Origin of the sequence: Streptosporangium amethystogenes, from assembly GCF_000721075.1 — a bacterium.
Lineage (GTDB): Bacteria > Actinomycetota > Actinomycetes > Streptosporangiales > Streptosporangiaceae > Streptosporangium > Streptosporangium amethystogenes.
On record NZ_JOEQ01000094.1, the window covers coordinates 1 to 3,267 of the forward strand.

Sequence of the window (3,267 nt, forward strand, 5' to 3'; positions counted from 1 at the left end):
TAAGAAATAACCCTTGAGTTCGTTGGGCTCGTTGTGGCCTGCATAGCCCCAGGACCTGGGCTTATCAGCTGGCGCTCCGGCTTCTTCGAGAGTTGATGAGATTTCAGGGATTCTGAAGGTCTATCGTCCTCCTCGTTCGTCTTGCTCTAACGGTGAAGGCGAGGAGGCCGGAGTTGGCGCTGGCAGTGGTGAAGGACCTTCGGGTGGCGCGTGCCCTGGCCACTGCGGAGGACCTGGAGGCGTTGGAGACCGACGTACTGGCAGGGTTCGTGCTGGCGCGGGCTGCGGCGGGGCTGTCGGACGGGACGATCTCCTCCGACGTCGTGCACCTGGAGCAGATCCGGGCCTGGTTCGGTCGGCCGCTGTGGGAGATGGAGCCCGCCGATGCCGACGTCTACTTCGGGAAGGTGCTGCGCAGCACGGCGAAGGGCACCCGGTTGTCACGGGCCCAGGCGCTGAAGACGTTCTTCCTGTTCCTGGACCTGCGACACAAGGTCGAGATCCACCAGATGACCGGCCGGGTCGTCGAATGCCCGATCGATGAGATGAACCGGCCCCGCGGCCGCCAGAAGGCCAAGCTCCGCATCCCGCCCACCGCCGAGCAGGTCGGCACGTTGTTCGCCGGCTGGCGGGAGGAGTTGGCGACATGCCGTAAGTTCGCGCCGGCCGCGAGGAACTACACGGCCTGCCGGCTGATGGCCGAGGTCGGGCTGCGGGTCAACGAGACCTGCAAGCTCGACCTGGCCGACATCAAGTGGGATCTCGGGCGGTTCGGCAAGCTCCACGTCCGCTTGGGCAAGGGCGCCCGCGGCTCGGGCCCGCGCGAGAGGATGGCCCCGCTGATCAACAACGCGGGAGGAACACTGCGCTGGTTCGTCGAGGACGTCTGGGGCCAGTTCGGCGACGACCACACCCGGCCAGGTGCCCCATTGCTCCTGTCGGAGCGCAAGAACGCCGGCGGCACCTCGGCGCGAGTCGGGGACGAGACCATTCGCTCAGCGCTGGCCAGAGCCGCCGCGACACACCTGCCGGACTGGCCCGACATCGTCACCCCGCACGTCCTGCGGCACTTTTGCGCCTCCCAGCTCTACGCCTCCGGAATGGACCTGATCGCGATCCAGCAGCTCCTCGGTCATGCCTGGATCGCCACGACCATGAACTACGTGCACGTCACCGGCACCCACGTTGAAGATGCCTGGCTCGCCGGTCAGCAGCGCGCCGCCACCCGGCTGGAAGGACTACGGCGATGAAGTGGAATCTGCGGCTGACCGCTGCCAACCGCGGCATCTGGAAGGCCAGCGAGCTCCAGCGCATGCTGGCCGAACACGGCCTGGTCATCAGCGCCGGGAAGATGTCCGGCCTGTGGTCCGGGGAACCGGCCAGCATCAAGCTCGACGATCTCAATGTCATCTGCGCCGTCCTCGACTGCGGAGTCGAGGAACTTCTCATCGTCCAGCCTGAGAAAGTTCAGCGGGCCGGGGGCCAAGAGCAGCCCGCGGCCGTGGCCTCATCGGGCTCGTTGACGGTCACGCCCAAGCAGCGAGACGGCCGAACCCTCCCACCCCTCTGACATGGCTCACTCGACCGACCGGCCCCCGGCCAGCTGCGTCGACTGCCTGGCCTGGGGGGTGTTGCACGGACGCCGCTGCTCCGCCTGCGCGCTCTGGCGGCATAACAAGCATCGTCACGAGGAAGGCAACTGCGCCGGCTGCGGCCGAACAGAGCTGATCCGCAAGGGCTACTGCCGATTGTGCTGGAACCAAGCACGAGCCGAGGCCATCGAAGCCAGATCGGGCGGCGAGTCCCGGCAGAAGGCCATCGCCTCCAACTTCCTCGACCGGGTCGGGGCCTTCCATCAGCTGTTCTTCGCGAGCATGCGCATTACCGGCAGCGCGAAGACGACCTCCGACCATCGCCACCGGCGAGAAGCCCCGCGCAAGCCACCACCACCGCCGGCCTGGCGGCCCCAGGATCGCTGGGTTCAGCCGAAGCTGTTTGATCTCCTTCGCGACTTCACCCGCCTCGATGGAGACACCAACGTCGACCCCGGCAACCCCTGGCTGGCTTGGGGGATCTACCTCGCTCATCAGATCGGCGAGGCCCATGGGTGGCGCCGCGGCACCCATTACGACGTCCGCAGAGGCTTGACCATCGTGCTGTCCTGCCATGCCGCCGGCGACGTCATCCGTCAATCCGAGCTGTTTCCCGCGATGCGGGCTCTTAAGATCAGCGTCGAGCGCGTCGGTGAAGTCCTCACCGCGATGGGCGTCTTCCACGACGACCGGACCCCCTCGTTCGAGAAGTGGCTGGAGCGCAAACTCGACGGCCTGGCCGACGGGATCCGTCAGCCCACCGAGGCATGGCTGAGGACCATGCGCGAGGGTGGCCCGCGCACCAAACCACGTGACCCAGCGACCGTTTGGACTCATATGGGCTACCTCCGTCCAACACTTCTAGCCTGGTCACAGCGCTATGACCATCTGCGGGAAGTCACCCGCGACGACGTTGTGGCCGCCTTGGACGCACTCACCGGCTCCCGCCGCTCCAACCTGCTGGCCTCGCTGCGATCCCTGTTCGCTTTCGCGAAGAAGACCGGGAAGATCTTCCGCAACCCCACCCGAGGCATCCGTGTCGGCCAGCGCCCCTACGGACTCGCCCAACGGCTCAGCCAAGACGACGTCGACCGGGCGGCCAAGGCGGCCATCAACCCAGCCGCGCGGCTGGTCCTCATGCTCGCCGCCGTCCACGCCGCCCGCACCAGCGCCATCCGCAACCTCCTCCTCGACGACCTCGACCTCGGCAACCGGCGGCTCACGATCGCCGGACGGCCCCGCCCGATCGACGAATTCAGCCACCAGATCCTGCTCGAATGGCTCGACTACCGCCGCACTCGCTGGCCCAACACCGCCAACCCCCACCTGCTCATCAACCAGATGAGCGCCCACGGCGTCGGCCCGGTCAGCACCATCTACTTCACCAAGAAGCTCCGCGGCCAAGCCGCGACCCTGGAACGCCTCCGCGTCGACCGACAACTCGAAGAAGCCCTCATCCACGGTCCCGACCCGCTCCACCTCGCCGCCGTCTTCGGCCTCGACCCCAAGACCGCCATCCGCTACGCGGAAAACGCCCGCGCTCTCCTTGTGACCATGACCGAGGAACAGGACCCCGCCAGTCGAGACGAACCCAAGGGTCCACAACCCACATAGAGCCTGAAGACCCCTCACTTCATTCTGAGGACCCTTCAGTTCGCCTGAACTCTGGGGTTTC

General features: G+C 66.7%; 3 protein-coding genes. All 3 read left to right on the forward strand.

Going from position 1 to position 3,267, the window contains the following annotated elements; translation table 11 throughout:
• Positions 1-173 precede the first annotated feature (173 nt).
• Genes IG98_RS0143545 through IG98_RS0143555 form a run of 3 tightly spaced genes read left to right on the forward strand, consistent with a single transcriptional unit; the run spans position 174 to position 3,206 of the window.
• Positions 174-1,250, forward strand: coding sequence for a tyrosine-type recombinase/integrase (locus tag IG98_RS0143545; protein ID WP_030926340.1), 1,077 nt, complete (start codon positions 174-176; stop codon positions 1,248-1,250).
• Positions 1,247-1,570 (forward strand): helix-turn-helix domain-containing protein, encoded by a 324-nt coding sequence (locus tag IG98_RS0143550; protein ID WP_030926342.1) that lies wholly within the window; start codon positions 1,247-1,249, stop codon positions 1,568-1,570. Before IG98_RS0143545 ends, IG98_RS0143550 begins: the two co-directional genes overlap by 4 nt.
• A gap of 1 nt (position 1,571) precedes the next feature.
• Positions 1,572-3,206, forward strand: coding sequence for a hypothetical protein (locus IG98_RS0143555; RefSeq protein WP_037972935.1), 1,635 nt, complete (start codon positions 1,572-1,574; stop codon positions 3,204-3,206).
• Positions 3,207-3,267: the final 61 nt, after the last annotated feature.